At 64.0% G+C, this 24,048-nt stretch carries 28 protein-coding genes and 1 other RNA gene; 9 read left to right on the forward strand and 20 right to left on the reverse strand.

The window, feature by feature from the left end:
• Positions 1-131: 131 nt before the first annotated feature.
• On the reverse strand, positions 132-665 hold the full coding sequence (gene grpE, locus MJ605_RS18605; protein WP_243043040.1) for a nucleotide exchange factor GrpE: 534 nt from the start codon (positions 663-665) through the stop codon (positions 132-134).
• A gap of 83 nt (positions 666-748) precedes the next feature.
• Positions 749-1,801: a heat-inducible transcriptional repressor HrcA gene (hrcA, locus tag MJ605_RS18610; RefSeq protein ID WP_243043041.1), complete on the reverse strand. Its 1,053-nt coding sequence runs from the start codon at positions 1,799-1,801 to the stop codon at positions 749-751.
• A 176-nt stretch (positions 1,802-1,977) separates the two neighbouring features.
• Here hrcA and recN point away from each other — a divergent pair, with 176 nt between their 5' ends.
• Positions 1,978-3,648: a DNA repair protein RecN gene (gene recN, locus MJ605_RS18615; RefSeq protein ID WP_243043042.1), complete on the forward strand. Its 1,671-nt coding sequence runs from the start codon at positions 1,978-1,980 to the stop codon at positions 3,646-3,648.
• Positions 3,649-3,705: 57 nt separating this feature from the next.
• On the opposite strand, the gene MJ605_RS18620 is transcribed toward recN, so the two are convergent.
• Positions 3,706-4,341, reverse strand: a complete 636-nt coding sequence (locus MJ605_RS18620) for a response regulator transcription factor (protein ID WP_243043043.1) — start codon at positions 4,339-4,341, stop codon at positions 3,706-3,708.
• A gap of 67 nt (positions 4,342-4,408) precedes the next feature.
• Between MJ605_RS18620 and MJ605_RS18625 the strand changes: the two genes are divergently transcribed.
• The gene (locus tag MJ605_RS18625) at positions 4,409-6,004 is read left to right on the forward strand and encodes an MASE1 domain-containing sensor histidine kinase (RefSeq protein ID WP_243043044.1); all 1,596 of its coding nucleotides are present in this window, start codon (positions 4,409-4,411) and stop codon (positions 6,002-6,004) included.
• A gap of 326 nt (positions 6,005-6,330) precedes the next feature.
• On the opposite strand, the gene fur is transcribed toward MJ605_RS18625, so the two are convergent.
• Positions 6,331-6,753 (reverse strand): ferric iron uptake transcriptional regulator, encoded by a 423-nt coding sequence (fur, locus tag MJ605_RS18630; RefSeq protein WP_243043045.1) that lies wholly within the window; start codon positions 6,751-6,753, stop codon positions 6,331-6,333.
• Between the two features lie 77 nt (positions 6,754-6,830).
• On the opposite strand from fur, the gene MJ605_RS18635 reads away from it, so the two are divergent.
• Positions 6,831-7,292, forward strand: coding sequence for an outer membrane protein assembly factor BamE (locus MJ605_RS18635; protein WP_243043046.1), 462 nt, complete (start codon positions 6,831-6,833; stop codon positions 7,290-7,292).
• Positions 7,293-7,304: 12 nt separating this feature from the next.
• On the opposite strand, the gene MJ605_RS18640 is transcribed toward MJ605_RS18635, so the two are convergent.
• Positions 7,305-7,586, reverse strand: coding sequence for an RnfH family protein (locus MJ605_RS18640; RefSeq protein WP_243043047.1), 282 nt, complete (start codon positions 7,584-7,586; stop codon positions 7,305-7,307).
• Positions 7,579-8,010 carry a type II toxin-antitoxin system RatA family toxin gene (locus MJ605_RS18645; protein WP_243043048.1) on the reverse strand — a complete coding sequence of 144 codons (432 nt, stop codon included), beginning with the start codon at positions 8,008-8,010 and terminating at the stop codon, positions 7,579-7,581. Before MJ605_RS18645 ends, MJ605_RS18640 begins: the two co-directional genes overlap by 8 nt.
• Before the next feature lie 81 nt (positions 8,011-8,091).
• On the opposite strand from MJ605_RS18645, the gene smpB reads away from it, so the two are divergent.
• Complete coding sequence (smpB, locus tag MJ605_RS18650) at positions 8,092-8,577, forward strand: SsrA-binding protein SmpB (protein ID WP_243043049.1); 486 nt, start codon at positions 8,092-8,094, stop codon at positions 8,575-8,577.
• Between the two features lie 89 nt (positions 8,578-8,666).
• Here smpB and MJ605_RS18655 read toward each other — a convergent pair whose 3' ends face one another.
• Positions 8,667-9,170, reverse strand: coding sequence for a GNAT family N-acetyltransferase (locus MJ605_RS18655; RefSeq protein ID WP_243043050.1), 504 nt, complete (start codon positions 9,168-9,170; stop codon positions 8,667-8,669).
• A gap of 102 nt (positions 9,171-9,272) precedes the next feature.
• Here MJ605_RS18655 and ssrA point away from each other — a divergent pair.
• Both ssrA and MJ605_RS19455 read left to right on the forward strand, forming a co-directional pair.
• Positions 9,273-9,624, forward strand: a transfer-messenger RNA (tmRNA) gene (gene ssrA, locus MJ605_RS18660).
• Positions 9,625-9,759: 135 nt separating this feature from the next.
• Positions 9,760-10,353, forward strand: a complete 594-nt coding sequence (locus tag MJ605_RS19455; protein ID WP_425601032.1) for a hypothetical protein — start codon at positions 9,760-9,762, stop codon at positions 10,351-10,353.
• Here the strand turns inward: MJ605_RS19455 and MJ605_RS18665 are convergent.
• The 5 genes from MJ605_RS18665 to MJ605_RS18685 form a co-directional block, all read right to left on the reverse strand.
• On the reverse strand, positions 10,282-10,806 hold the full coding sequence (locus tag MJ605_RS18665) for a hypothetical protein (RefSeq protein WP_243043051.1): 525 nt from the start codon (positions 10,804-10,806) through the stop codon (positions 10,282-10,284). The two genes, MJ605_RS19455 and MJ605_RS18665, sit on opposite strands and share 72 nt — an antisense overlap.
• Before the next feature lie 214 nt (positions 10,807-11,020).
• Positions 11,021-11,443, reverse strand: coding sequence for a hypothetical protein (locus MJ605_RS18670; protein WP_243043052.1), 423 nt, complete (start codon positions 11,441-11,443; stop codon positions 11,021-11,023).
• A gap of 81 nt (positions 11,444-11,524) precedes the next feature.
• Positions 11,525-12,106, reverse strand: coding sequence for a hypothetical protein (locus MJ605_RS18675; RefSeq protein ID WP_243043053.1), 582 nt, complete (start codon positions 12,104-12,106; stop codon positions 11,525-11,527).
• A gap of 455 nt (positions 12,107-12,561) precedes the next feature.
• Positions 12,562-12,750 carry a hypothetical protein gene (locus tag MJ605_RS19460; RefSeq protein ID WP_425601033.1) on the reverse strand — a complete coding sequence of 63 codons (189 nt, stop codon included), beginning with the start codon at positions 12,748-12,750 and terminating at the stop codon, positions 12,562-12,564.
• A gap of 55 nt (positions 12,751-12,805) precedes the next feature.
• Positions 12,806-13,711 carry a LysR family transcriptional regulator gene (locus MJ605_RS18685; protein ID WP_243043054.1) on the reverse strand — a complete coding sequence of 302 codons (906 nt, stop codon included), beginning with the start codon at positions 13,709-13,711 and terminating at the stop codon, positions 12,806-12,808.
• A 119-nt stretch (positions 13,712-13,830) separates the two neighbouring features.
• Here MJ605_RS18685 and MJ605_RS18690 point away from each other — a divergent pair, with 119 nt between their 5' ends.
• The 3 genes from MJ605_RS18690 to MJ605_RS18700 all read left to right on the forward strand — a co-directional run bounded on the left by MJ605_RS18690 (position 13,831) and on the right by MJ605_RS18700 (position 16,204).
• Entirely contained in the window at positions 13,831-14,571 is a 741-nt protein-coding gene (locus MJ605_RS18690) for an SDR family oxidoreductase (RefSeq protein ID WP_243043055.1), read from the forward strand.
• Between the two features lie 179 nt (positions 14,572-14,750).
• Positions 14,751-15,257 carry a hypothetical protein gene (locus MJ605_RS18695; RefSeq protein ID WP_243043056.1) on the forward strand — a complete coding sequence of 169 codons (507 nt, stop codon included), beginning with the start codon at positions 14,751-14,753 and terminating at the stop codon, positions 15,255-15,257.
• Positions 15,258-15,304: 47 nt separating this feature from the next.
• Positions 15,305-16,204 (forward strand): SDR family oxidoreductase, encoded by a 900-nt coding sequence (locus tag MJ605_RS18700; protein ID WP_243043057.1) that lies wholly within the window; start codon positions 15,305-15,307, stop codon positions 16,202-16,204.
• A 19-nt stretch (positions 16,205-16,223) separates the two neighbouring features.
• On the opposite strand, the gene MJ605_RS18705 is transcribed toward MJ605_RS18700, so the two are convergent.
• The 8 genes from MJ605_RS18705 to MJ605_RS18740 all read right to left on the reverse strand — a co-directional run bounded on the left by MJ605_RS18705 (position 16,224) and on the right by MJ605_RS18740 (position 23,718).
• Positions 16,224-16,433 (reverse strand): hypothetical protein, encoded by a 210-nt coding sequence (locus MJ605_RS18705; RefSeq protein ID WP_243043058.1) that lies wholly within the window; start codon positions 16,431-16,433, stop codon positions 16,224-16,226.
• A gap of 360 nt (positions 16,434-16,793) precedes the next feature.
• Complete coding sequence (locus tag MJ605_RS18710; protein ID WP_243043059.1) at positions 16,794-18,119, reverse strand: carbohydrate porin; 1,326 nt, start codon at positions 18,117-18,119, stop codon at positions 16,794-16,796.
• Between the two features lie 21 nt (positions 18,120-18,140).
• Positions 18,141-18,593 carry a pyridoxamine 5'-phosphate oxidase family protein gene (locus MJ605_RS18715; protein WP_243043060.1) on the reverse strand — a complete coding sequence of 151 codons (453 nt, stop codon included), beginning with the start codon at positions 18,591-18,593 and terminating at the stop codon, positions 18,141-18,143.
• Positions 18,590-19,309 (reverse strand): DUF554 domain-containing protein, encoded by a 720-nt coding sequence (locus tag MJ605_RS18720; protein WP_243043061.1) that lies wholly within the window; start codon positions 19,307-19,309, stop codon positions 18,590-18,592. Before MJ605_RS18720 ends, MJ605_RS18715 begins: the two co-directional genes overlap by 4 nt.
• The gene (locus MJ605_RS18725; RefSeq protein WP_243043062.1) at positions 19,306-19,905 is read right to left on the reverse strand and encodes a UbiX family flavin prenyltransferase; all 600 of its coding nucleotides are present in this window, start codon (positions 19,903-19,905) and stop codon (positions 19,306-19,308) included. The genes MJ605_RS18720 and MJ605_RS18725 overlap by 4 nt, the downstream gene beginning before the upstream one ends.
• 12 nt (positions 19,906-19,917) lie before the next feature.
• Positions 19,918-21,414, reverse strand: coding sequence for a UbiD family decarboxylase (locus MJ605_RS18730; protein WP_243043063.1), 1,497 nt, complete (start codon positions 21,412-21,414; stop codon positions 19,918-19,920).
• 229 nt (positions 21,415-21,643) lie between these two features.
• Positions 21,644-23,014 carry an ATP-binding protein gene (locus MJ605_RS18735; RefSeq protein WP_243043064.1) on the reverse strand — a complete coding sequence of 457 codons (1,371 nt, stop codon included), beginning with the start codon at positions 23,012-23,014 and terminating at the stop codon, positions 21,644-21,646.
• A complete protein-coding gene (locus MJ605_RS18740; protein ID WP_243043065.1) occupies positions 23,011-23,718 on the reverse strand; it encodes a response regulator in 708 nt (235 codons plus the stop codon). Before MJ605_RS18740 ends, MJ605_RS18735 begins: the two co-directional genes overlap by 4 nt.
• Positions 23,719-24,048 lie beyond the last annotated feature (330 nt).

The raw sequence follows: 24,048 nt of genomic DNA on the forward strand, positions 1-24,048 counted from the left end.
CCCTCGGCCGCGACTGGTTTCCAGATGGGGTTTCGCGCCTGGCATCTCAATGCCGGCAAGATCCCCGATGCCTTGCCGCCATGCCCCGCGGGGGACGCCGTTCAGGCGCCCGCGACCGCCGGCATCGGCGGTTACTCCTTGGCGACCGCCACCAACGCGGGGCGCAACAGCCGGTCGTTCAGCACGTAGCCTTTCTGCAGCACGCTGACGACTGTATTGGGGGCCGCGCCCGGGGCCTCCACCATGCTCACGGCGTGGTGCTTCTCCGGATCCAGCGGCTGGCCCACCGGATCGATCTGCACCAGGCCATTGTTCTCGGCGACCTTGAGCAGCGACTTGAGCGTGAGCGCGATGCCCTCGCGCACGCTGGCGACGTCGCCGCCTTCCACCTGCAGGCCGCGCTCCAGGCCGTCGTACACCGGCAACAGCTCGTTGAGCAGCTTCTCGTTGGCGAAGCGGCGGGCCTGCTCCACGTCGCGATGCAGGCGGCGGCGCTGGTTCTCGATCTCGGCCTTCTCGCGCAACACGGTGTCGCGCAGCTCCGTGTTGCTGGCCTCCAGTTCCGCGATGCGCGCCTTCAGCGCCTCCACTTCGGCGTTGGGCGCCTCGCCCGGCCCGCCCTGGCCCTGCGCCGTGCCGGGCGCCGTTGGATCGTTGTTCTGCATGAATGACTCCAAGCCTTATCCGTGGCCGGTGCCCCAGGCACCAACCGTCTAAAACCTGCGGGTAACCCCGCCTCCCGGGCGCGTTATAAGGTCGTCGCGACGCGATTCAAGGCATCGCTGAGCAATCCGGCCGTGGCCTGCACCACCGGAATCACCCGTTCGTAGGCCATGCGGGTCGGCCCGATCACCCCGATCGCCCCCAGCACGCGCCCCTGGGCGCCGTAGCTTGCGGTGACCACGCTGCAGCCGTCCAGCGCCGCGAACCCCGATTCCTCGCCGATGAACAGCCGCACGCCGGGGGCCTTGGCGCAGACCTCCATCAGCTGCAGCAGCTCGTTCTTCTTCTGGAAGGCCTCGAACAGCTCGCGCAGGCGCTCCAGGTCGGCCAGTTCCGAATAGCCCATGAGATTGGTCTGGCCGCTGACCAGCACGTCATCGCTCTCGGCTTGCGGGGCGAACGAGGCGGCCGCCAGTTCCACCGCGCTAGTCAGCAGCCGGCGTAGCTCGCTGCCCGCCTCGCGCAGTTCGCGCAGCAGGTGGGCGCGGATGTCGTCCAGGCGCAAGCCGGCGAAATGGCTGTTGAGGTAATTGGCCGCCTGTTCCAGCTCGCGGCCGTCCAGCGGCTTGGCCAACTGCACGATGCGGTTCTGCACCTGATTGTCCGAGAACACGAGGATCACCAGCACGCGGGCGTCGGGCAGCGAGACGAAGTCGATGTGACGCAAGGGAAAGTCCGCCTGGCGCGGCACCGTGACGACACCGGCGAAGCGGGTCATCGCCGACAGCAGGGTCGAGACGTTGCCCAGCAGGTCGCGGGTGGTGGTCGGCCCGGGCGGCAGCTCGCGGCGCAGGCGGGCCATCTCGTCCCGCGGCAGGGGCTGCAGCTCGATCAGGCTGTCCACGAACAGGCGCAGCCCCCGCGGCGTCGGCACGCGGCCGGCCGAGGTATGCGGCGAGGCGACCAGGCCGGCGTCTTCCAGGTCGGCCATGATGTTGCGGATGGTGGCCGGGCTGACGTCCAGGCCGGAGGAGCGCGACAGCGTGCGCGACCCCACCGGCTCGCCATCGGCGAGGTATTGGGCAATCAATGTGCGCAACAGGCGGCGTGCGCGGGCATCGAGATCGGCGGCGGGCATGCTGTAGCAATCCGTGAGACACAAAAGAAATAAGGTCTTGCGTGAAAGTTTGCAAGAAACCAGGGGATGGGGGGCGGACACCAGCTTTCCAGGGCGGCGACCGGTTGTCGCGCCCCCACTACCCGTCCCCCACCCCCAGCCGCATACAATCGACCGACTTCACCACACCGCATCCCATGCTCACCTCGCTCTACGTCCGCCATTTCGCCGTCGTCGAAGAAGCCGAGATCGCCTTCGGCCCGGGCCTCACCGTGGTCAGCGGCGAGACCGGCGCCGGCAAGTCCTTGCTGGTGGATGCGCTGATGCTGCTGGCTGGCGCCCGCGCCGACAGCGGCATGGTGCGCACCGGCAGCGACCGGGCCGAGCTTACCGCCGAATTCGACCTCTCCGGGCTTCCCGAGGCGCGCGAGTGGCTGCGCCAGCAGGAGCTGGACGAGGACGACGGCTGCCAGCTGCGCCGGGTGATCCGCGCCGAGGGCAGTTCCCGCGCCTGGATCAACGGCCGCCCGGCCAGCGCCAGCCAGTTGGGCGAACTGGCCACCCTGCTGGTGGAGATCCATGGCCAGCACGAGCACCAGGCCCTGCTCTCGCGCGCCCACCAGATGGAGCTGCTCGACGCCTATGCCGGCAACGAAGCCCTGGTCGTCCAGGTGCGCGAGCTGGCCACCCAGTGGCGCGAGCTAGGCCAGCGCATCCGTAAGCTCAGCGGCGGCGACGACCGCGAGCAGCGCATCGAGCTGCTGCGCCACGAGCTGGAAGAACTGGAGAAATGGGCGCTGCCGCCTGCCGAACTGGCCGAGCTGGAGGCCAGCCACAAGCGCCTGGCCAACGCCGGCCGGCTGGCCGAGGGCGCGGGCGGCGTGGTCGAGTTGCTCGATGGCGACAGCGAATTCGCGCTGCGCCGCGCGCTGGGCCGCGCGCAGCTGGAAATGAGCAAGCTGGCCGCGCTGGACGACAAGCTCGCCCCGCTGCTGGAACTGCTGGACAACGCCTCGATCCAGCTCAGCGAGGCAGTCGACGGCCTGGGCCGCTACGCGCTCGACGTCGACCTCGACCCCGCGCGCTATGCCGAGGTGGATACCCATCTCACCCGCCTGCACGAACTCTCGCGCCGCCATCGGGTGGGCACGGCGGAACTGCACGACAAGGCCCGCGCCCTGCGCGACGAACTCGGCGACCTGGAAGGCGCCGGCGACGCCCTGGAGCAACTCGCCTTGCAGCGCCAGCGGTTGCAGCAGCAGTACGACGAGGCGGCGGACCGGCTCAGCCATGCCCGTGAGACCGCCGGCCAGCGCCTGGGCGAGGAGGTCAGCGCTCTGATGGCCGAGCTGGGCATGGGGGGCGGCCGCCTGGTGGTCGAGCTGGAAGCCACCGGCGAGGCAGAACCGGACGCCCAGGGTCGCGAGCGCTGCGAGCTGCTGGTCAGCGCCAACCCCGGCCAACTGCCGCGCCCACTGCGCAAGGTGGCCTCGGGCGGCGAGCTGGCCCGCATCAGCCTGGCCATCGAGGTGGCCACACTGGGCAAGGATACGATCGGCACCATGGTGTTCGACGAGGTGGACACCGGCATCGGCGGCGCCGTGGCGGAGGTGGTCGGCCAGAAGCTGCGCGCCCTGGGCGGCCAGCGTCAGGTGCTGTGCGTCACCCACCTGCCCCAGGTCGCGGCGCAAGGCCACGCCCACTTGCGTGTGAGCAAGGCCAGCGATGGCGGATCGACCCGCACGCACATCGAGAAACTCGATGCCAACGGCCGCCGCGACGAATTGGCGCGCATGCTGGGCGGCGTGGAGATCACCCGCGAGACGCGGGCGCATGCCAAGCAGATGCTGGAGCGGGCGCAGGCCTGAGGCCCTGCTCGGCCGTCATTCCGGCCTGCGCCGGAATGACGACATGGGCAGCCGCCCTCAGTTCTTGCGCGGCAACAGCCCTCTCTCGGCGGCCATGCGGTACAGGTCCAGTTCCGAGCCGGCACCCAGCTTGCCCATCAGGCTGGCGCGGTGGATGTAGACGGTCTTCTGCCCGATCCCCAGCTCGCCGGCCACCTGCTTGGGTGCCCGCCCGGCGGCGAGCAGCAGGAACACCTCGCGCTCGCGCGCGGTCAGGCGGTTGATCGGATCACGGCCCTCGTTGGGCCGCTCGGCGCGACGCTTGCGCAGGTCGGAGCTGAGGAAGCACTCGCCCTGCATCACCGCGCGCAGGCCGGCCACCAGTTCCTCCGGCGCCACGCCCTTGGTGACATAGCCGCTGGCGCCCCGGCGCAGGGCCTCGGACACGTAGGGCTCGCCGTCGTGCATGCTCAGCACCACGATGCGGGTATCCGCCGCCACGCTGCGCAAATGCTCGATCAAGGGCAGCCCGCTACCGTCCGGCAGGGACAGATCGAGCGCCACGAGATCGGGCTTGCGCGAGCCGACCGCCTCCACCGCATCGTCGGCGCTGCGGCACTCCGCAACTACCTCCAGATCCGGCTCCAGCTCGATCAGTCGCTTGAACCCCTCGCGTACGATGGCATGGTCATCGACCAGGACAATGCTGTACATGGTGCATGTATAGCAGCCCGAAGGATGGCCGCCTATACCCCTGGTCACGACAGGTAACATCACCGGCATGCCATCGAAAACTCATGTGCTACCTGGTAACGATCTGCTGCTCGGCGTGGGCTACTTCATGCTCTGGCTGCTGCTCTGGCCCACCGAACAACCCTACTGGATGCTGCCCTACGGCCTGCGCTTCGGCGCGCTGCTGCTGGCCCCGATGCGGATGTGGCCCTGGCTGCTCGGTGCGGAGGTGGCGGCCACCGGCCTGATCGCGCTGCTGCATGGCCTGCCGCTGGGATGGATCGGCTTCATCCTGGGCGAGCTGCCCGAGCCGATCGTGGTGGCGATCTGCCTGTGGCTGATGCGCCGCGCCAACCTGCATGCCAGCCTGCGGGACCCGGAGGACGTGGCCCGCCTGCTGCTGTCGGCCGCCTTCACCGTGGCCGCCACCACCGCCACCGACGCCGTGCTGCTGGCCCTGGTCCATGCCGCGCCCAGCCCCGACATGCTGGCTCAGGCGCTGGGTCAGGACCTGCTGGGCAACTACGTCGGCGTGCTGCTGCTGGTGCCGCTGCTGGTGATGCTGCTGCGCGCGCCGCTGAGCCGGCAATCGCTGGGACGCCTGCTGATGGATGGCCTGCTGGTGCTGATGCCGGCGCTGGCGATCCTGATGGTGCTGTCCTCGCACGAGGCGCCCCAGCCGCAATTCGCCCGCGTGCTATCGCTGGCGCCGGTGCTGTTCTTCGCCTTCCGGCATGGCTGGCGGGGGGCCAGCCTGTCCATGCTGATTCCCAGCCTGGGCATGACCCTGGTCGACCATGTTTCCGGCCATGGCGCCCCCGGCGCGGCCGGCGAACTGTTCCTGGCGGTAGCCGGCACCGGCGCATTGATGCTCGGTTCAGCCACCGATGCGCTGCGTCGCAGCAGCGAGCGCGTGGCCGAGCAGAACGTCTATCTCGCCGCGGTGAACCGCCGCCTGGACCACCTGGCGCGCCAGCTGCGGGACGCCGCCCGCGGCAATCTCCAGGCCGAGGAAAGCCAGCGCCGCCACATGGCCGCCGAGCTGCACGACGAACTGGGCCAGAACCTCACCGCCATCCAGACTCACCTGAAGCTGGCCCAGTCGCGGCTGGCCCAGGCCGGCATGGACGACATCGGCCTGTCGATCAACGCCATCCTCGGCCACATGCGTCGCGCCCTGCACCGCATGCTGGACGACCTGCGTCCCGCCGTGCTGGACGAGTTCGGCCTAATGCGCGCGCTGGACGAGGGGCCCATCCGCGACATGCTCAACGCGGCCGGGGTCATCTACCGCACCGAACTGCGCGGCGACCCGCGCCTGCTCGATGAAGACACCCGCACGGTGATCTACCGGCTGGTGCAGGAGAGCGCCACCAACGCGGTCAAGCACGCCCACGCCGACCTGTTCCAGTTACGCCTACGCATCGGCGAACGCCAGGGCGTGGCCCTGGCGCTGCTGGATATCCGCGACAACGGCATTGGCTTGCCCGCCCGCGTACCGCGCGGCGGACGGGGCATGCAGGGGATGCGCGACCGGGTGACCGCGCTGGGCGGCCTGTTCCGGGTGCGCCCGGAAGCCCAAGGCGTGCATCTGCGCGTATTGCTGCGCAGCAACATGTCAAACGGTGACCACCCTCGCATGTAAGCACTGTTACATAGGAAATTTTCCGATACCCGCCTTGTGAAGGCTTCGTTACGCTCGCTCCATCGATGTGGGGGAGCCACCATCGCAAGATGGTGAGCCATGCCAACCGTGGGGACGGTGGGCATGAAGAACGGCAGGATGCCGTTCCGCCGGAATCGGTGGCACAACCAGGCTGCGCGAGCAACTCGCCTTTCTCTGGAGCCATCCGGTAACGGATCAGCCGTTGGGCGGACAGGAGTCCTCCCGCGGCTTTTTTTATGGGCGCATGGACAGCAAAAAGTCCGGCCCAGCCTGCCCGGCCGCCGGCCTCGCGAGGGCTTCAGGCTCTACTTGGAGGAATGCCGGTGCTTCGGGCGCACGTACAGCACCAGGCTGTGGTCCTCGATGACATAGCCGTGCCTGGCCGCGATTTCGTGCTGGAGGCGCTCGATCTCCTCGCTGACGAACTCGATGACCTTTCCGCTGTCCACATCGATCATGTGGTCATGGTGCTTGCCGCGATCCAGCTCGTAGACGGCCTGGCCGCCCTCGAAGTTGTGCTTGACGATGATGCCGGCGGCCTCGAACTGGGTCAGCACCCGGTAGACGGTGGCCAGCCCGATGTCCTCCTGGTCGGCGAGCAGCCGCTTGTAGACGTCCTCGGCGGTGAGGTGGCGGGCATCCTCATCCTCGAAGATCTGCAGGATGCGCATGCGGGGGTGGGTGACCTTCAACCCGGCTTTGCGCAGTTCTTTGGTTTCCTGTTCCATAGCAAGCTCCACGCATACGGCGCCCCAAGGCCGTTAGTGTATCATCCAATACCTTTACGATCCGGACGCAACAACGCATGCACAAGCTGATCCGCACGCTGGGTTTCGCCATGCTGGGCCTGTCCCTGGCCAGCTGCCGTCTCATCTACGTTCCCGACGTGCAACAGGGCAACCTGCTTGCCAAGAAGACCGTGGATCAGCTGCAGCCGGGCATGACCAAGCGCCAGGTGCTGGTACTGATGGGCTCCCCCTCGGTGAACTCCCCGTTCAACCAGAACCAGTGGGACTACGTCTCCACCCAGCAGCACCGTGGCGGCAACGTCAAGGTCCGCACCCTGACCCTGACCTTCAACAATGACGTGCTGGTGCGCACCGATGGCGACTTCTTCGCCGAGGACGCGCAGAAGCTGGTGGACGACACCAAGAAATACCACGCCAGCTACCCGGTCGACGAAACCAAGGGCGACAAGAGCACCGGCGGCGCATCGTCCGGCAAGGACGGCGGCGACAACGGCGGCGGGGAAGACGACGGCCACTGATCGCGGCCGGTATCAGCCCTCGTGGGCGCGGCGCCGGCGGGCTTCCTTCGGATCGAGCGTGAGCGGCCGGTAGATTTCCACCCGGTCGCCCTCGCCCACCGCCTGGTCCGGCGATACCTTGCGGGCGAAGATACCCAGCCGCGACGGATCGACCACCAGCCCGGGCACGGCCTGGGCCAGGCCCGACGCCTCGATGGCCTGCATCACCGTGCTTCCCGCCGGCAACGTCACGCGGCGCACGAACTGGCGCGACGGCCCGGCATAGGCCACCTCCACCGTCACCTGGTCAGCCATAGGCGCGTTCCGCCTCGCGGCAGAAGTCGTCCACCATACGGCCGGCCAGCCCCTGGAAACCCAGCTTGAGCGCGGCGCCCCCCAGCTTGCCGGCATAATCGAAATCCAGCGCGAAGGACACCTTGCAACCGGCGTCGCCGAGCGCGATGAACTCCCACAGGCCATCCAGGCTGCGGAACGGCCCATCCACCAGGCTCATGCGCAGGCGCTGCGGGCGGACCGTGGTATTGCGGGTGGTGAAGCTCTGGCGGAAGCCGGCATACTTGAGATCCAGCTTCGCCACCAGCACATCCTCGCCGCGCTCCAGCACCTGCGCGCCGACGCACCAGGAGAAGCGCTTTGGGTATGCTTCCACCTCATTGACCAGGTCGAACATCTGGGCCGGCGAATATCGCACCAGGGCGCTGCGGCGGATCTCGATCACGTCGTCCTCATCATCGCAAATATCACGGGACCCGCCTGCGACAGGTCCCCATCGGGGCAAACAGCCCGAAGTTTAACGGACATGGCCAAGCCTAAGGACAAAGACAAACACGCCGGCGGCACCATCGCGCTCAACAAGCGCGCCCGCCACGAATACCACATCGACCAGCGCTACGAGGCCGGCATCGAGCTGCAGGGCTGGGAAGTGAAGTCGCTGCGTGCCGGACGCATCAATTTCGGCGATAGCTACGCCATGGTGATCAAGGGCGAGCTCTTCCTCGTCGGCACCTCGATCCCGCCGCTGATCAGCGCCTCCACCCACGTGGTGGCCAACGACCGCCGTACCCGCAAGCTGCTGCTGCATCGTTCGGAGATCGACCAGTTGATCGGCTCGATCGAACGCAAGGGCTACACCCTCATCCCCATGGCCATGTACTGGAAAGGCAACAAGGTGAAGGTGGACGTCGGCCTGGCCAAGGGCAAGCAGGCGCACGACAAGCGCGACGCCGAGAAGGAACGCGACTGGCAGCGCGAAAAGCAGCGCACCATGCGCGCCCACAACCGCTGATCATGACGTTAAGCGAGCCTGGCTTTTAGCCCCTCCCCCTGCTCGCAGGGGGAGGCTGGGAGGGGGGGCCGCTCGTCCACGGAAACTCCTCAGCCACCCTCGCCCGCGCGGTCCCGCCTGGCAGGCATGGCCTCCAGCATCGCCAGCGGCAGGTTCATCGCATCCACCGAGGTCTGGAAGCCGGCCCGCTCGTACAGGTCGTGCGCCACGGCGGTCGCGTGCAGGTTGATCGCGTCCACCCCATATTCCCGGGCCGCCGCGCCCACGGTGGCCAGCAGCGCCGACGCAATGCCCCGCCGCCGGTAAGCCGGCTTCACGTACATGTTGAGCAGGTACCAGCCGATACCGCCGGGAAAATAGGCCGACGGCAAGTGCGGATAGGGATTGACCGCCACGCAACCGGCCACCCGCCCGTCCTGCTCCGCCAGCCAGAACAGCAGCCGGCCGTCCAACGCGGCCTCCTCGATCCAGCCACGCAACTGGTCGGCGAACCCATCGTGCAAGGACTGGCCCAGCTCATCCTCCAGGAACGCGCAACGCAGCTGGGTCATCACGCCCGCATCCGGCACGCCCGCCTGACGTATCCGCATCATGGTCTGCCGTTCCCGTGGTAGCCCAGGGCGAACGATAGCCTTGACCAACCGCCTTGATGAAAGCCCGTCAGACTCCATATACTGGGCGACCAGCTTTTCCCCGGGGGTGTCCTGGCTTCGACGGGGGTAGTGAGATAGCTTGGTGCATGCCGAGGGGGCAGCTTTCCTCGTTAATCCAGCCGCAAACTCATAGTTGCCAACGACGACAACTACGCTCTGGCCGCTTAAGGCCTAGCCCCGAACCCACTTGTGCTCGTGCTCGTGGATGTAGGGTCATTATCACGAGATCGCCCGAAGCCGCCGCCTGTCGGCAAGGGTTAAATCAAGCAGGCTGGTCCTTCGATGCGCTTTGCACGCTGTGCTGTCGCGGGACGAGATTCAACGGCGAGCTAAGCATGTAGTACCGGGCGTCAAGCGCCTTCGGACGGCGGTTCGACTCCGCCCACCTCCACCATACAATCGGCAGACCCTTTGTTTCAAAAGGAAAATTTGGTGCCTCAATTACACCCTTCGGGGTACTAATTGAGGTACCAAATGCCGAAACCTCTGTTGCTTCATCGACCAAGCGGACTTTACGTCCGTTTTTTTCGTGCCCGTCGATCTGCAAACCCGCATCGGGTCCAAATACCTCATCCGAAGCCTCCAAGGTGCTCGGGCGGATTGTGCGCGTCTGATGGCCGCAGCACTCGGATATGCTTTGGCTCAAGTGTTCGAGCGGCTTAGGAGAGAGCCCATGCCTGAACCCAAGGGGCTGCTAGATACCGCTCTAGCAGGGGTGAAGAAAGGCAAGGTTTACGACATTGAGCTTCTACTACATCAATCCGCCTCGGGTGCTGGTTACACCTGGGGCCTTCTCTTTCTTGTAGTCGAAACCGCCGAGTGCGCAAGCCCCGGCGGTTTCTTCTTTTCTCCCCGCCGACCTGCCGCGACAGCGGCCAGCGCGCAGGACGCGCGCCAAGGGCCGAAGGCCGCCCGCCGGCTGGGCCGGCATGGAGGGGGCTTTGTCACTTTTCCCGAAGCCCGGGAGTTTTTCCATCATGCGGGCAAAGACCGCATCTGCATGCGGCTTGGTGAGACCACAGGCCAACGTAACGTCCTGCGTTTGCGGTCGTTACCCTTTTTTGAGGGTGCCAGACGCGACGGGATGAAAGTCAGATCGTCCGGGCGCAGCCACTGCGAATGAAACTGTAAGAGCCGCCGGCGAAGTCAGCTCATAACTCAGGCGAAAGGTAGGAGCCCCAGCCTGCGGTGAACTTGTAAACACCACAGAATGGCCAGGCACAATCGTCGCATTGGTGTAATGGATGATGTGTTTCCCGTCTGAATAATCGGCGTGAAGCACACCATTTTCCGGGTAAATCATCATCAGTTGATCGAAACCACCTGCTGGCTTGCCCGACCGATTAAACAGATCCGTGTGATCGCGCCTCAGTAATACTTTGCCGTTCACTTCAACAGTGATCTCTGATGATCCGCGAGAGGTGCCGCCGGTATCAGCCACTTTGCCATCGTCACTTGTCCAATGCCCCACCAAGAAATCGACACCTGTAAGGGCTGGATCTAAACCCGTGGCGTGAACAGGCAAGGCCAGAAGAGCCGCAATGCTTGTTACAGCCAGTAATATTTGCGGTTTCATATCCCTTGTCCTTTGGTTGAGGTCAATCAAAGTAGGTCTTTCGGCACAGCATAGCCAGTCTTCGGCTAGGCGTGGATTGCTTCGGTTTCAAATAATAGCCGCCAGCGTGCGCCGGTGACGTCCGGCGCAAGATGGTGGCTCATCGCCTCGGGCGCAGTTCGGGCCGTGGCGTGAGGTTGATCTGCGCCCGCTGCTGTTACCGCTGTCCTTCGGGTCAATTCGGCGGCATCACGCAGCAACAAACCACGTCTTGGTCCTGTCCGGCGCCCACCGGCTCCGCCGTGTCCAACGTCAGTGGTTGGAGCACCATCAGCAACACGTGCGCGCCGCAATGCGTGACACCCGCCCCGTCCACCGTGACGCAATCACTCGGCTGCCCTTCTGGTGAAACGGGCAACATCACGCAGCAGCAAACCATCACCTGGTCTTGCCCCGCGCCCACGGGTTCGGCCGTGTCCAGCGGCAGCGGTTGAACTACCACCAGCAACACATGTGCGGCCGCGTGCTTCACGCCTACCGTAGCCGGCGTGTCGATGGCCGTGAGCGGTGAGCCCACCAATCCCAACGGCTCGGCCAGCGTGGTGTGGGTGACGATCACGCAGGTTTCCGATTGCGTGAACTGGCTGACCGAGGCCACGGGCAACGCCAACCGTGGCGGCTTTTGGCCGTATTACACCGGCTCGGAGCCGTCGGCCACCGCCTTCTGCACGCAGATGCTTCAAGACATCAACGCGCAGGCCAATGGCCAACCCACCAGTGGGCTGACCATCGACAGCAACAACGAAATTCGCAAATGGTTCCAGTTGCCGTCGCCGTGGGGCGGCCTCAACGTGTCGGACATCATCGCGCGCGTTACCACGGGCCCGGCGATCGCACCGTTCACGCGCGCGGTGCCTTCACCGTGCTGATAGAGCAGTTGCCCTTTCACCACCAGATAGCCCGGCCCGGCGGCGTAGCCGTTAGGACTGAATGTGTCTGGCTCCAACGGCAGCGTGCGGATGTTCATGCGCCGCATGTCATCCACCAGCTTCACGCGCCCCAAGGCTTCCAGCGCGACAAAATCCTGTGTTGTCAGCCGCACCGTGTAGCCGCCATTTTTCGCCACCGGGTGACTGTGGATGTCGCCGCCGGTGTCGGCCATGCTATCCGGCATCATGATGGCGCGCAGGCATACCGTCTGCGCCTTCTCGGTGGCGAGTTGCACGAAATACTTGCCGTCCTTTGCCTGGGCAATCGGCCCGCAGGCTTCGGTGCCGGTGTCATCCATCCACGTCTTCAACGCTTCGGCCACACGCAGCACGAACGCATCGTGACTTTCACCGGGGCACTGGTGAACGTGCCCACCACCCATGCTTGCACCTTGAACACCTCGGGTTCGCTTCCGAAAGCGGGAATCGAACCCAGACCCCAAACAAGCAACCCAGGCAGGGCCGCCACACACCTCTTGCTGTTGACCATGACGCCAGTCCTCTGAAAGGACTGGCGCCCAGCGCCCACGCGCTGTTAGCCTTGTGAGGTATCGCTTTGGGTATCGCTCTCTGCACCTTTTGGACGTCTGAAATCCATCGGGCTCAAAGAGTTAGGGCGTGATTTTTACAAGTCCCGCCACCTCCACCAACAACTCGGCATGCCCTTTGTTTCAAAAGGGAAATTTGGTGCCTCACTTATACCCTTCGGGGTATTAATTGCGGTACCAAATGCCGAAACCTCTGCCGATGAACCGAAAAACGTACTTTGCGTCCGTTTTTTCGTGCCTCACAGAATGAAAAACTCGATCTGGCACCCACCGATGGCCTGGGTGCCGACGTAGTGGTCGAAGTAGGCGGCGAAGGCACCCTGACCCGCTCGCTCAAAGCCACTCGCGTCGGCGGCAGCGTGGTGGTGATCGGCCGGGCCAGCAGTGGCGATGGTGAGTCGATTGAACCTTGCCTCGCGGGAACGCATGGGCAAGGCCGCCATTCGCATGCTCAGCTAACGTAGTCGACGAGGCATCGTGTGCTTATCGGTGCAGCGAATACGGCACGTTCTCGAAACGCTGGCCCAGCCACTGGGCAAACACGCGTACGCGTGCCGACAAACGACGATTGTACGGATACAACACCGACACCGGCATCGGCGGTGGCGCCAGGTCAGGCAGCACGATCTTCAATCGGCCCGCTTCCAGATCGTCCGCAACGCGATAGCGCGGCACCTGGATCAAGCCAAGACCCGACAACGCCGCGCCGGTGTAGAGATCGGCACCCGTAACCGACACCACGGCACGCAGCGGAATTTCCGTGACATCGCCGCCCACGCAGAAATCCAGCGCCGAAGAATGGCCGGTAGCGCTGGAAACGTAATCCACCGCCACGTGGTCGCCCAATGCTTCCAGACTGTCGGGTTCGCCATGGCGTTGCAGATAGGCAGGGCTTGCCACGGTGACCTGTTCCATCAACGCCACCTGCCGGGCGATCATCGAGGAATCCTTCAGCGAGCCGGCGCGCAACACGCAATCGACGCCTTCGCGAGTGAGATCGATCAGTCGGTCGTCTTCGCCCAGATGCATGGTGATGCCCGGATAGCGGGAGATGAACTCACCCAGTGCCGGCATCACGAAATACCGGGCCAGCGTACCTTGCAGGTTCACCCGCAACGAGCCCTTGGGTGGCGCATCGCGAAAGGCGCTTTCAGCCTCTTCCAGATCGGCCAGCAATCGCTGGCAACGCTGGTAGTACGCCTCGCCTTCGTAGGTCATGCGCACTTGCCGGGTGGTGCGTTCCAGCAGGATCACGCCAAGGCGCTTTTCAAGCCGCTTGATGAGATTGGTCATCGTGGCGCGCGGGATGTTCAGGTCCTCGGAGGCGAGTGTAAAGCTGCTGCGATCGGCGATGCGCACGAATACCTGCATTTCCTGGAACCGGTCCATAGCCCCCCCCCTTTCGGCAGATTATTAAAGAAAATGGAATTGTATTGCCGAATTGGCCGCAATTATCTAAAAACATCAATAGTCCATCATGCACTCACTCCCTCACAAGGAATCGAGTCATGTCGAACACCCACTCCCAGATCGCCCTGATCACAGGCGCGTCGCGCGGCATCGGCGCCACCATTGCCCGCCGTCTCGCCAACGACGGCTTCGCGATTGCCCTCAACTACGCCGCCAGCGCCACCGAGGCGGCGGCACTGGTCGCCGAACTCAAGCAAGCCGGCGCCAACGCGTATGCCGTGCAGGCCGACGTGTCGAAAGCCGACGAGGTGCGCCGCATGTTCGATGCCGTCGAACAGCAGCTTGGCAAGATCGACGTGCTGGTGAACAACGCCGGCATTCTCAAGACCGCCCCGCTGGCGCAGAGCACCGACGAGGCGTTCGAACAGATGTTCGCCATCAATGTGCGTGGCGTGTTCAACACCTTGCGCGAAGCGGCAACGCGCCTGAACGATGGTGGCCGCATCATCAATCTGTCCAGCACCACGCTGGCACTGAACCTGCCCGGCTATGCCATCTACAACGGCACCAAGGCGGCGGTGGAAGCCTTCACGCGCGTATTCGTCAAGGAATTGCGTGGCCGCCGCATCACGGTGAATTCGGTGGCCCCCGGCCCGGTGGCCACGGAACTGTTCCTCAACGGCAAGACCGACGAGCAAGTGCAGGCATTCGCAAAGATGCCTCCGCTGGAACGCCTGGGCCGGCCCGACGACATCGCCGGTGCCGTGGCTTTCCTCGCTGGCAGGGATGGCTCATGGGTCAACGGCCAGGTCATACGCGCCAACGGTGGCATTGCCTAAGAGCCTGCGCGCGCTTCGACGGAAGCCGCGATGGATCGCCAGCCTCGCCCTGATCGTCACGGTGGGGCTGGTCATCCGGCCAGCGCCACGCACTGCCGACGCTACACAGAAGATGACCATGAAACCTTCCGCACCTGCTCAAGCACACGCCGTTCTTCACCGCACTGTCGAAAGACCCGTTGCGCTGGGTGATCGACCATTCACGGGAATGGTCGGCGGATGCCGGCGCGGTGATCGCTCGCTGCGATTCAACAGGCACGTCGACCGACGGTGATGACTGGATTCTCTTCGACGGCGACTGGCATATCGAACACGGCAACCGCCATTACGTAAGCGGCCACGCTGATCCCGGCAAATGGTTCAACACCCGTGAAGCGGACGGCGAACCCCGTGCGCTGACCGCTACCGAGCACAGCTATGTCATGCGCATCACGGTTGCCGGCATGCAGCAGATGATCGACAAGGGCTTCGCCTTTGATCGCCATCTTGATGAGGGCCGTGCGTTTACAGCTCGATCTTTACTGCCACCCCGACGACCCACTGACATGCTTCGTCCACTGCTACCCAAAAGCCTGTGGATCACCACCAACAAGCGCCTTGCCGACATGCTGACCGATGCCATCATCGCTCGGAAAAACGGCGTGCACCGTCTCGCCTTCCGCAATGTCGCCGACTACCTGCACTGATCGTCCTGCACGACAGCCCCCTTCCCTGTTGAACCAAGGAGATTCCCATGCCGCACACCATCCTCGTCACCGGCGCATCGTCCGGCTTCGGCCTGTTGACTGCCCGCGCGCTCGCCGAAGCGGGCCACATCGTCTACGCCTCCATGCGTGAAACCAAGGGCCGCAACGCCGCACAAGTGGCGGACATCGCACAATGGTCGAAGGATCACTCGGTCGATCTTCGAACGGTGGAATTGGATGTCCAATCCGACGCCTCGGTCGCGGCAGCCATCGAATATATCCTCGATGACGCCGTCGATCTCGACGTGATCGTCCATAATGCCGGCCACATGATGTTCGGGCCCGCCGAAGCCTTCACGCCCGAGCAGATGATCCAGCAGTACGACGTTAACGTGCTCGGCACGCAGCGCGTCAACCGCGCGGCACTTCCGTACCTTCGCAGGCGCGGCAATGCATTGATGGTGTGGGTAGGCTCGTCCTCCACGCGTGGTGGCACACCGCCATTTCTCGCGCCGTATTTCGCGGCAAAGGCAGCCATGGATGCGTTGGCCGTGTCGTACTCCACCGAGTTGGCACGCTGGGGCATCGAAACCACCATCATGGTGCCTGGGGCGTTCACCAAGGGCACCAATCACTTCGCTCATTCGGGCAAGCCGGCCAACGCCGACATCGTGGCCGAGTACGAAAACGGCCCCTATGCCGGCGTGACCGACGCGGCACTCAAGGGCCTTGCCAGCCTTGAACCTGCCGATGCCGATCCGGCTGAAGTTGCGCGCGAAATCGTCAAGGTAGTGAACCTGCCGTTCGGCAAGCGTCCGTTCCGCGTGCACGTGGACCCGTCGCAAGATGGCGCGGAAGTGGTTAACGCTGTAGCCGACCGTATGCGCCGCGAGATGTATGTCGCCATCGGCTTACAGGATCTTCTCGCGCCGCACCAGAAGGCCTGACAGAAGTGCATCGCCGATTTCAGCGGTGCACGGCCGGCGCACGCTCGCGGATGCTGCCGAGCAACTGGGTGAAGCCAAGCACGAGGATCACGCCGCCAGCGGCGAAATGCAGGCCGACGCCCACGGTGGATGCCGGCCTCGAGGCGGTATAGAGCCCGGCCAATACGGTATTCCAGCGTGCCGCTGTGCCCGTGGCCAGCGCTCCCGCGTAGAAGATCAGGATATACAATCCAAACAGTCCCTACCGAGCCAAGCGGTGCCGGCCAGGATGCGGCTGCAATAATGGAACAGGCCAAAGGCCACGCGCTCGAACTTCAGGCCCGGGGGCTGCGTTGCCCTGCCAGACTGCGCCATCCACCATGGTGTTCCCCCTCGACCGCTCAAGCGTGCCAGACAGCCGCGCAATGTCGCCGAAAAAGCGCAGCCAGCCGGGCAAGGCACCATTCGTACGAGGCCCACCCAATCCGGACACGTCGCAGCAATAGGCACAGGCGCTGATGCCCATGCTCGCCAACGAGCATCACTCGCTCAAACCCTTACGCAACAACTCACGTCGGCGCTCGAAACCGGCTCCTTGGACTCCTAGACATCAGAACCTCACTCTGACCTGTGCCCCTACCGCCAGCACATTGTCGATATCGCGATAGCTGAATACGCCGGGGTGGGTGATGTACTGCACGTTGGGCCGCAGGGTGAGCCATGGCGTCAATTGATAGCTATAGGAAAGCTCCCACAGTTCCTCGGCCTGGTCGAGCAGCCAGTCCTCGCGGGTGATCAGGCCCATGGCGGCCTGTTGCCGTTGATGGCGCAGCAGGTGCTGGTTGATCGAGGCACGAACGTAGCCCAGCGCAATGCTGTCCTGTGGACGGCGGTGGAATATGCCTTGGTAGACGAAGCCCGCCGCTGACCAGGTATGGATGGGCGAGACCTTCTGGGTTTGCCGGGTGTAGTGTGCGAACACGCTCAAGCCGCCATCGACGGCATTGTTGGTGAGCTTCTGCTCGGCGTAGGCATAACCGCCATCGGTATGGCTGGCCTTGGCTTGGCTGCGGTCGCCGGCCATCGACCGTTCGGTGGAATCGTAGTAGTAGCCAAGCTTGTAGCGGCCCGGGAAATGGCCTTGACTGGCCGTGCCTGGCATCCATTCCAGTTCCAGCGGATACAGGTGCCCGCGTGTGCCTCGTTCATACAAGGACCAGCGGTTCTTGCGCAGGTTGTAGTTGGTGTTCACCAGGACCAGACCGCCGCGCACGACGAGCTCCGGCGTGGCGTAGAAGGTCAAGTGCGACGTCCAGCGCGGCCGGGGGAAATTGACCCAGCCGGAAGTCGTGGAATAACTGAAGGGATGACCGGTCAGTGCGGCATTGACGAAGTTGGAGGCGATACCGGTAGTGCCGAAATGGTTGCCCATCGAGTAGAAACCGATACGCCAGTTCAAGCGTTGCTTGAGGAAGTTCTGGTCGTAGCTGACTTCGCCCCAGCGAGTGAAGGTTTCGAAATAACTCCACTGGATCGGCATATAGGCGTTGCCGGCCAATTCCGTGGAGGCGTCCCTGCCGCGACGGTCATCGATGGTGACATGGAAACGGCCATCGCCCCAGAAACTCGTCAGCCTGCCCATGTCCAGGTCCACGCCAACCTGCGTCTGGGTGGCATTGCGCGTACCGCGGTCAAGGCCTCCCTGGAAGACATGGAATCCTTCGTCGATGAAGCTGCCACGGAAGGCGATACCCATGTCCGCCAGCTTGCTGCGCCTGCCGTTCCAATCGCCAGTCAGTGTCTTGCCTGTGTAGGGATCGGTTTCGGATGATTCGGCCATGGCGGACAGCGGAAGCATCGCGAGGGAGCCACCGGCCAGCAGCAGCGGCAACCAGCGGCGTACGCCGTGGATCGGCGCATGAATGCTCGTGTTCAAGGTATTACCTCGTTCGTATCGTCATTTCCCCACCGGGACACCGCCGCTCCGGTCCCACAGCAACTTGCTGCCGAATCCCTGGCGGTTGTCGGTGAACTTCAGGTGCTGCAGGCGGATCTCCCAGAGCGGAGCCGACAGGCCATGCGCCTGCGGGAATCGCGCGTAGTACAGGCCGAGCGCCGATTGCCGCTCGTGGTCCTGCCCCAGGACCCGGACCGATCCGTAGAACTGCAAGCCACGCACCTGCGGGATCGCCAGCGGCTGGCCGGCGATAGTGCCGGCCACATGGCGATTGGCCTGCAGCATTTCGCCATGGCGGGTGTCAGTGCTGCTGAGGAACAGCAGGCGCACGCGCGGCTCGTCGAAGGCGAAGAAGGCATTGGCGGCCCAAGGCCTGTTGCCGATGCAAACCGCCAGCGACAGCACGTGGTGTTCGGCCAGGAAGTCGCGAATCGGCTCCGGCAGGCAAATCACCCGATGAACCTCGTCCACAGCGCCGACAGCGGCATAGCGATCACCAGCGCCGGAATCAGGTTGGCCACCGGAAATACCTTGATGCCAGCGATACGGAAGCCCGTGGCGAGCATCAACAAACCGCCCACCGCCGAGAAGTCGGCCTGCATTGTCGAAGTGGTCAATGGCACGATGAGCACGGCGCTGAAGGCAAGCGCAAGCTGGATCAGCACCTGCGGTATGCAGATGACGGCCACCGAATAGCCAAGGGCGGTGGCGAAGATCATCGAAGTGAACAGGTCCAGAATCGACTTGGTGACCAGGATCGACGAATCGCCGGTCATGCCCTCTTGCATCGCACCGAAAATGCCGGTTCCGCTGGCGCAGAACAGCACCGTGATGGCAACGAATTTTTCCAGGAATTGCTCCTGGGTGATCTCGCCCTTGGGCGCCGGCAATATCCTGTCGATGACGCCGCGTGCGCTGTTGGCGGCAATGCCAATGCCCTTTTCCAGATAGATCAGCTCGCCGATGATGAGGCCGATGATGCTCGACAGCACGATCACCTGGAGGTGCGATAACTTCATGATCATCACCACCGACATGACCATGGAGCACACCCCGAAGATCGGTGTCAGGGAATTGCGGAGCCGTTCGGGCAACTTGTTGGCGAGAAGTGCACCGGCGATCGCGCCGATCAGCGTGGCGGCGCCGTTGACATAGGGTCCGATAATCATGGTGTTTCCCCTTCCTGGGTGATCGCTGGCAGGTTCTCGCCCCACCGCGGCAATGTTGTGGATTCGAAGCCAAGCAGGCCGATGGCGCGCATGACGCTATGGGAGAGAATCTGGTCGATCGACTGGGGCGCGGCGTAGAGCGCCGGTACGGGCGGGAACACGATCGCGCCGTATTCGGCAACGGAAGCCATGTTGCGGATATGACCCAGGTGCAGTGGTGTTTCGCGAACCATGAGCACAAGCCGGCGACGCTCCTTGAGAACCACGTCGGCTGCGCGGGTCAGCAGGTTGTCGGTGACGCCGTTGGCGATCGCGGCCAAGGTGTGCATCGAGCACGGCGCCACCAGCATGCCTTGCGTGCGGAACGAACCGCTCGCGATCGCCGCGCCCACCGCGCCGGTCGGATAGAACACGTCGGCCAGCGCAACTACTTCCTCATGCGACACCGTGGTTTCATGTTCACGGGTGAGGCCGGCGGCCCGGGACATCACCAGGTGGGTCTCGGCGCCCAGCTCCCGAAGGAGCTGTAGCGCCTTGATGCCATACCGGAAGCCCGTGGCGCCGCTGATGCCGACGACCACTCGCGGCTTTTGCATGACGCCCCCCTGTTACTTCCTGTAGCCAGGCACGAAGCGTTCGGCATCCACGTCCAGGAACTGGCAGCGCTGGAAATCGTCCTTCAGCGCATACGGCACAGTGCAGTCGAAAATGGTCTTGCAGGTAATGCCGTGGTCGCGTATCGACGGACTGAAGGCGGGGTCCTGCGAGGGATCGAGTGGATGGCAACGCACACCCGGGATGGTGATCGTGTCCACATCGCCCTGGTAGCGCGTGGTCATCGCCCAGATCACGTCGTTGGTATCGAAGATGTCCACATCCTCGTCAACCAGGTACACATGCTTGAGCTCGGAAAAGGCCGAGAAGGCCAGCAGCGCGGCCTGGCGCTGGCGTCCCTCATCCTGCCCCGTGCGCTTCTTCACCTGCACGAAGGCCACGTACTTGCCGGTACCCGGCGAGGGGCAGTGCACGTTCTGCACCAGGCCCGGCAGGGCTTGCTCGACCAAGGCCAGGATGCTGGCCTCGGTGGGAATGCCTGCCATGTTGGTGTGCTCGTCCGAGGGACCAATGCAGGTCTGCAGGATCGGATCCTTGCGGGTGGTGACAGCCTTGACCTTGATGATCGGCAGCGCTGGCTTGGCCTTGCCCGTGTAACCGGGAAATTCGGGCATGGCCTTGCCGGTATGGCTGTTCTGGTCTTCCTGCACACGCACGTTCGGTACCAACTCGCCTTCAATCACGATTTCGGCATGGGCAATGCCAAGCGCTCCCTTGACCGCGACGCCTTCGACCAGCTCAACCGCCCTTCCCCGCAAGCCGCCGGCGATGGACAGCTCGTCATAACCCAAGGGCGTGGTCGGTGCCTCGAAGCAGGCACTGATCTCGATGGCCGGATCCACGCCGATGGAGATGGTGATCGGCATCGGCTTGCCGTCCTTCTCGTACTTCAGGCGGAACTGGTCCAGATGGCGGCCCGGCACGAAGAACATGGAGATCTCGTCCCTGCCCTGCACGCACAGGCGATGGATCGTGACGTCATGCTCCCCGGTTTCCGGGTCGGTGCCGTAGCACATGCCGAGGGTGAAATACGGGCCGGCATCTTCCGGGGTGTTCTTCGGCGCCGGCAACAACTTGCGCAAATCAAAACCCGGATCGCTGGCCAGGTACACGACCTCCTGGCACTTGGCGCTGTCACGGGGAACCACGATCGGGGCGATCGTATGCTTCACGGCCTCACGCATCTGGAAGCCGAGCTTTTCCTTTTCCATGCCGAACATGCGGGCCACGCGCTGGCGCGAGGCAAGCAGGCCGATCAGAACGCGCACACCTTCATAGCCCTTGACCTTGTTGAACATCAGCGCCGGTCCGGTCTGGGTCGGGCGCATGACCGTGCCACCGGCCCCCACATGGCGATAGACCCCGGATAGCTCGGCTTCCGGATCCACCGGCTCATTGGTCTCGACATATTCGCCTTCGTACTGCTTGAGCAGCTCGATGGCCGAACGCAGGTCGGTGACCTGCGATGCGCTGAGGGTGTTCTTGCTCATCAATGTATCTCCCGGAAATCGTGAATCTTTGCTGGCGTTCCGGCCAAGGCGGATGGCCCGTTCGGGTACCGCCCGAAGGCAACAAGCGCAACGCCATCGCTGGTGGATGAAGCGCACGCGGCGCTTCGCCTGGGCAAGCTTAGGTGTGCCGATTCCGGAAACTTTGCAAAAGTGTGGCGAGTGCGAAGGAACAATCGACGAAGGCAATCGCTTGAAGCGGCACCCGCGCCTACGACATCAACCGTCGACGTTCTGCTGGCAATTCGATGCGCGCGAGCAACCCACCTTGCTCGCGGTTGTGCAGGCGAATCTGTCCGCCATGCGCCTGGACACAATCGCGTGCAATGGCCAGTCCCAAGCCGATGCTGCTGCGGGAGTCATGGTGGCGTGCCTCATCGAGCTGGAAGAAGGGCTCGAACACACGATCGAGCATGGCCTCCGGAATGCCGGGCCCATTGTCGGCCACCTCGATCAGCAAGCCATGGTGGCCTCGATCGATAAGCTGCACCTCAACCCTGTGGGCATGCTTGAGGCCATTCTCAACCAAGTTGCCAAGCGCACGCCTGAGCGCCAGCGGGCGACACGCGTAGACCAGATGCGCGGGCGCCACCAGGCTGACCGTGCCCCCCGGTCCGGCTGGGCGGCTGCATATGTCACGCAGCAGCATCGCAAGGTCGATCGGCTTGCTCGCCTCAGCACGCGCATCCTGCGTCGCGAAATGCAGCGTTTCATGGACCATCTGGCTGATGTCCTCCAGCGTGCACAGCATCTCCGTGCGTTCCTCACCTTCGGGCAGCATCGCCGCCTGGAGTACCAGCGAGGTCAGGGGCGTGCGCAGGTCGTGGCTGATGGCGGCCAGCATATGGGTGCGCTCGGTGACGAAGCAGCTGATGCGCTCATGCATCTGGTTGAAGGCGACGACGATCTCCCGTATCTCATTCGGCCCCTGCACGAGAAGCGGCTTGAGCCGCTCGCCACGGCTCATGCGCTCGGCGGCATCGGTCAAGGCGGCGGTGGGACGCAGGATGCGATTGACGAAGATGTACATGAGGATCAGCACCGGCGGGATGCCGATCAGGAGCGAAAGGTGCAGCAGCCGCCAGCTTTCGTACCAGAGCGAATCGGCCGGCATGAATTGGCGCGTGTGCAGCCAGCGGCCATCGCTCAACCCGAGGTCGATCTCGACGCAGGTAACGTCGGCATCGGCCTCACCCACGTTTTGCCGCAATGGCCTGCCGTGGGCGTCATCACGGCATGGCATGTGCACGTGGACCGCACGCGCAGGGAGCCGACTGCCCAGTTCCCCGGCCAGGCTGCGCGCGTCCCTGTCCATGCCGCCCTCGCTTGGAACATGGTCAACCCACACACGAGCACCGCCTGGACTTTCTATAGCTTCCAGCCACCCCTGGTCGCCCGCGGGATAGTGTTCGGCCAAGTGGTAGGTGGATACCGTGCGCGACAGCGCATGCGCACGGGCAATCGGGTGCAGGGAACGGGCATCGAGCCACAGCCCGAGTGTTCCGAAGAGAGCGCCCACCACAAAACCGCCAAGCATCAGCAGCACCAGTTGCCCGCCAAGGCTGCGTGGCAGCCATTTCATGCGTGCTTCCTGTCCACCCGTGCCGCCAGCAGGTAACCGTCTCCCCAGATGGTCTTTAGCAAGACGGGATGTCGCGGATCGTCCTCCAGCTTTTTGCGTAGCCTGCTGATCTGACTATCGATGCTTCGGTCAAACGAGCCGCTGTCGCGGCTGCTCAGGTCGAGCAACTCGTCACGGCTGAGCACGCGATTCGGGCGTTCGAGGAAGGCATGAAGCAGACGGAATTCCATTGTGCTCAGCGGCACTGTCCCACCTTGCGGATCATGCAGGCGGCGATGCAACAGGTCCAGCGACCAGCCTTCGAATTCCAGGCTTCCACCCTGTTCGGTACGTTCCCTCGCCAGACCGGCGCGACGCAGCACACTGCGGATGCGCGCCACCAATTCGTCGACATTGAAAGGCTTGGTGATGTAGTCGTCCGCGCCCAGATTCAGGCCAATGATGCGGTCGGATAATTCCCCCTTGGCGGTGAGCATGATGATGGGCGTGCCGTGATCGGTCCTGATGTACCGGCACAATGACAGCCCATCCTCGCCAGGCAGCATCAAGTCCAGCACGATCAGGTCGAAGCGCCGCCCAGCCAGGCACGCCCGCGTGGAGCGACCATCGCAGGCGGTCATCACCTCGAATCCTTGCCGCCTCAGGTAAGCGGCGAGCGGCTCTCGAATCGAACGGTGGTCATCGACAACCAGCAGATGAATCACGGCGCGCGCAAATGGGATGGGCGGAAGAGACAGGCAAGCCGATGGCGTCGGCATCACCTAATCTGACCACACTTCCTGGCGCTTGCATGCGGCATCAGCTAACCCAGAGCACTTCTCTTACCTATCGCGGCGATGTACCCCGACGCGCCCGCCTCCGACCATGCCGTCGACTTGCCATGGCTATTTGAACTCCGCCTAAAAGAAAAGGGCCGGCGTGAGCCGGCCCTTTTCCATCGTGCGAAGCGGAAGCCTCACTTCTTCGCCGGCGCTTCCTTCAGGCCACGGTTGAGCAGCATCGGCTCGATGCTCGGCTCCTTGCCGCGCCAGTCC

This window comes from Dyella sedimenti (assembly GCF_022760995.1).
Classification (GTDB): domain Bacteria; phylum Pseudomonadota; class Gammaproteobacteria; order Xanthomonadales; family Rhodanobacteraceae; genus Dyella; species Dyella sedimenti.

Bases quoted from the DNA above. Each gene is read 5' to 3' on its own strand.
- grpE (WP_243043040.1), bottom strand. From the start codon at position 665: ATGCAGAACAACGATCCAACGGCGCCCGGCACGGCGCAGGGCCAGGGC.
- hrcA (WP_243043041.1), bottom strand. From the start codon at position 1,801: ATGCCCGCCGCCGATCTCGATGCCCGCGCACGCCGCCTGTTGCGCACA.
- recN (WP_243043042.1), top strand. From the start codon at position 1,978: ATGCTCACCTCGCTCTACGTCCGCCATTTCGCCGTCGTCGAAGAAGCC.
- MJ605_RS18620 (WP_243043043.1), bottom strand. From the start codon at position 4,341: ATGTACAGCATTGTCCTGGTCGATGACCATGCCATCGTACGCGAGGGG.
- MJ605_RS18625 (WP_243043044.1), top strand. From the start codon at position 4,409: ATGCCATCGAAAACTCATGTGCTACCTGGTAACGATCTGCTGCTCGGC.
- fur (WP_243043045.1), bottom strand. From the start codon at position 6,753: ATGGAACAGGAAACCAAAGAACTGCGCAAAGCCGGGTTGAAGGTCACC.
- MJ605_RS18635 (WP_243043046.1), top strand. From the start codon at position 6,831: ATGCACAAGCTGATCCGCACGCTGGGTTTCGCCATGCTGGGCCTGTCC.
- MJ605_RS18640 (WP_243043047.1), bottom strand. From the start codon at position 7,586: ATGGCTGACCAGGTGACGGTGGAGGTGGCCTATGCCGGGCCGTCGCGC.
- smpB (WP_243043049.1), top strand. From the start codon at position 8,092: ATGGCCAAGCCTAAGGACAAAGACAAACACGCCGGCGGCACCATCGCG.
- MJ605_RS18655 (WP_243043050.1), bottom strand. From the start codon at position 9,170: ATGATGCGGATACGTCAGGCGGGCGTGCCGGATGCGGGCGTGATGACC.
- MJ605_RS18665 (WP_243043051.1), bottom strand. From the start codon at position 10,806: ATGAAACCGCAAATATTACTGGCTGTAACAAGCATTGCGGCTCTTCTG.
- MJ605_RS19460 (WP_425601033.1), bottom strand. From the start codon at position 12,750: ATGCGTTCCCGCGAGGCAAGGTTCAATCGACTCACCATCGCCACTGCT.
- MJ605_RS18685 (WP_243043054.1), bottom strand. From the start codon at position 13,711: ATGGACCGGTTCCAGGAAATGCAGGTATTCGTGCGCATCGCCGATCGC.
- MJ605_RS18690 (WP_243043055.1), top strand. From the start codon at position 13,831: ATGTCGAACACCCACTCCCAGATCGCCCTGATCACAGGCGCGTCGCGC.
- MJ605_RS18700 (WP_243043057.1), top strand. From the start codon at position 15,305: ATGCCGCACACCATCCTCGTCACCGGCGCATCGTCCGGCTTCGGCCTG.
- MJ605_RS18720 (WP_243043061.1), bottom strand. From the start codon at position 19,309: ATGATTATCGGACCCTATGTCAACGGCGCCGCCACGCTGATCGGCGCG.
- MJ605_RS18725 (WP_243043062.1), bottom strand. From the start codon at position 19,905: ATGCAAAAGCCGCGAGTGGTCGTCGGCATCAGCGGCGCCACGGGCTTC.
- MJ605_RS18730 (WP_243043063.1), bottom strand. From the start codon at position 21,414: ATGAGCAAGAACACCCTCAGCGCATCGCAGGTCACCGACCTGCGTTCG.
- MJ605_RS18735 (WP_243043064.1), bottom strand. From the start codon at position 23,014: ATGAAATGGCTGCCACGCAGCCTTGGCGGGCAACTGGTGCTGCTGATG.